At 40.7% G+C, this 2530-nt stretch carries 4 protein-coding genes; all 4 read left to right on the top strand.

The genetic code is table 11. The features are described 5' to 3' along the window. The coding region (locus BGO42_RS05265) for an efflux RND transporter permease subunit (protein ID WP_286748832.1) at positions 1–379 on the top strand (379 nt) is incomplete at its 5' end. 4 nt (positions 380–383) lie between these two features. Further along, complete coding sequence (locus BGO42_RS05260) at positions 384–1523, top strand: efflux RND transporter periplasmic adaptor subunit (protein WP_148907515.1); 1140 nt, start codon at positions 384–386, stop codon at positions 1521–1523. A gap of 5 nt (positions 1524–1528) precedes the next feature. After that, a complete protein-coding gene (locus tag BGO42_RS05255) occupies positions 1529–1963 on the top strand; it encodes a hypothetical protein (protein WP_286748828.1) in 435 nt (144 codons plus the stop codon). A gap of 79 nt (positions 1964–2042) precedes the next feature. Next, a partial coding sequence (locus BGO42_RS05250; protein WP_286748826.1) for an RteC domain-containing protein occupies positions 2043–2530 on the top strand: 488 nt, incomplete at its 3' end.

Here is a 2530-nt window from a genome sequence, read left to right as displayed (position 1 = left end):
GGGAATGATCATGTCCGTCGGGGTGTCTATTGCAAATGCGGTGTTATTGATTTCAAATGCCGAAACCATTCGTAAATCTTCAAATGATGCACTTGGAGCAGCAATAGAAGCTGCCAAATTACGTATCCGTCCTATTGTCATGACCACGTTGGCCATGGTTGCCGGTATGTTACCGATGGCTATCGGATTTGGAGAGGGCGGTGATCAGGTATCTCCATTGGGACGTGCCGTAATCGGTGGGTTGATTTTCTCTACTTTCTCGGTATTGATCGTTCTCCCGCTTGTATTCGGTTGGGTTCAGAAAAAAGCATCCATTGTATCCAATTCGCTGCATCCAGAAGATGAGGAAAGTATTCACTTTGTAAACCTAAAAAAATAAAGAAATGAAATATATAACAATATTGGCAGCTTCATTTATAATGCTGCTGACCGCCTGCAATAATGAAACAAAAGAAGCAGCAAAGGAAGAACCTAAAAAAGGCGGCATGCCTGGTATGGGGATGGGAATGGGAATGATGATGAACCCTTGGGAAACTGTCGAAATATCTAAGTCCAACCCGAAGGTAATGCTGAAATTAGCTGGTGAGCTAAAGCCTGACCAACAGACAGCCCTGTTTGCAAAAGTTAACAGTTATGTAAAAAGTATCCGTGTAGATATCGGTGATAAAGTATCGGCAGGTCAGATTCTGGCAGTATTGGAAGCACCTGAAATCCAGTCGCAGGTAGCAAGTGCTAAGGCGAAATTGGAAGCTCAGGAAGCCATCTATTTCTCGACCAAAGCTACTTACGACAGGACAATGAAAGCCAACGAAACACAGGGAGCTATTGCAAAAGATGCGCTTGACCAGATCAAGGCCCGTAAACTTTCCGATGAGGCTCAGTTGAATGCCGCAAGGTCTGCCTATAATGAGATCAAGGATATCAATAATTACCTGGTGATCAAAGCTCCGTTCAGCGGAACAATCACGGATAGAAACGTGGATCTGGGTGCCTATGTGGGACCAATGAACAAAGAGCCTTTGTTGGTGGTGGAGAACAATCAGAAACTACGTCTAAATCTTTCCGTTCCGGAAGCCAATACGCCTTACCTTAAATTAGGTGACACGATCCGTTTCCACGTGAGATCACAGCCCCAGCAAAAGCATATTGCTCTGGTCAGCAGAAAATCGGGAAGCCTTGACTTGAAACTCCGTTCTGAAAAGATCGAAGCCGATTTTATCAATAAGAATAATATCCTGAAACCGTATATGGTTGCTGAGACGACCATTCCTTTACAAAATACGGAACCTACATTTTTTGTTCCCAAAACCGCAGTTGTTGAAAGCGGAATGGGCGTGTATGTGATACGTGTAGAGAATGGAAAGACCAAAAATGTTCCGGTGAGCAAGGGACGTGTAATGCCGGAACAGGTAGAAGTTTTTGGAGAACTTAATCAGGGAGACAAAATATTAAAAATGGGATCGGAAGAAATTCAGGAAGCTACTGAAGTTCCGAACAAACCAAATAATCCTAATAAAAAATAAACAAAATGAAAGTACAGTTCAAATTCTTAAGTATCGCGGCATTTGCCACGGTACTTCTCATCGGATGTAGCCAGAACAAAAGTAATGAAGGAACTTCAACTAATGAAGTTACTACAGCTACACCTGCAAGCAACGTAAAAAGTAACGAACCTAAAAAAGGCGACCATGTACCAAGCAACCTTGTCTGTATGGTAAATGATGCCTACATGGGCAAGCAACAATTGGAAGTTCCTTTTGATGGGAAAACCTATTATGGATGTTGTGAAATGTGCAAGAAGCGTATTCCACAGGATGAGAGTGTCCGCTATGCCCTAGACCCTCAAACGATGAAGAAAGTAGACAAAGCGACAGCTTATATCGTTCTGATTGCTGACGGCGGTGAGGTAGCCTATTTTGAAAATGAACAGAATTATACGGCATTTAAAAATGGAGTGAAATAACACAAGGTTATTGGTTGTATCGTCTGCTCAAGAATTGAGTAGACGATTTCTGTTATAATCACCAAATCATGTAATCCTTATGAAAAAGATTCTGAATATAGTTCAAGATGTGGAAGATGAGATAAATTCCATTATACTGGAAGCGAAGTACCCTGTGCATCAGGTAGAAGATACAATCAATACTATTTTACGTCACTTAGCCACCCTACGGAAATATGTTCAGGAAAATGGATTCAAATCTGAAGAAGATGAAATCCACTTTTTTAAAAACGTAAAACCCAAGGTTGTTTCAAGGCTTATATTTTTTAATTCTGTTTTTAAGACTGAGACAAAAAGGCCTAATGGAGGTAGAAAGGTAATCAGAAAATATCTGAATGCGGAACTTCATAAACTGCAACGTTTTTTTGAGAACAATCTCGAATTTTACAAGTATTACCGAACCAACAATACTTTTTTAGACCGTAAGTTATTCTTACGAGGTAATGCCGATGTAAAACTTAATCTTGATACATTTTTCTTCGAGGCAGACCCTACCTTTTCAACTTCACATGATTATAAGGTTGCCAA

Source organism: Flavobacterium sp. 40-81 (assembly GCF_001898245.1).
Classification (GTDB): domain Bacteria; phylum Bacteroidota; class Bacteroidia; order Flavobacteriales; family Flavobacteriaceae; genus Flavobacterium; species Flavobacterium inviolabile.
Note: the sequence above shows the minus strand (reverse complement) of the source record. Positions and strands in the feature narration are given on the sequence as shown.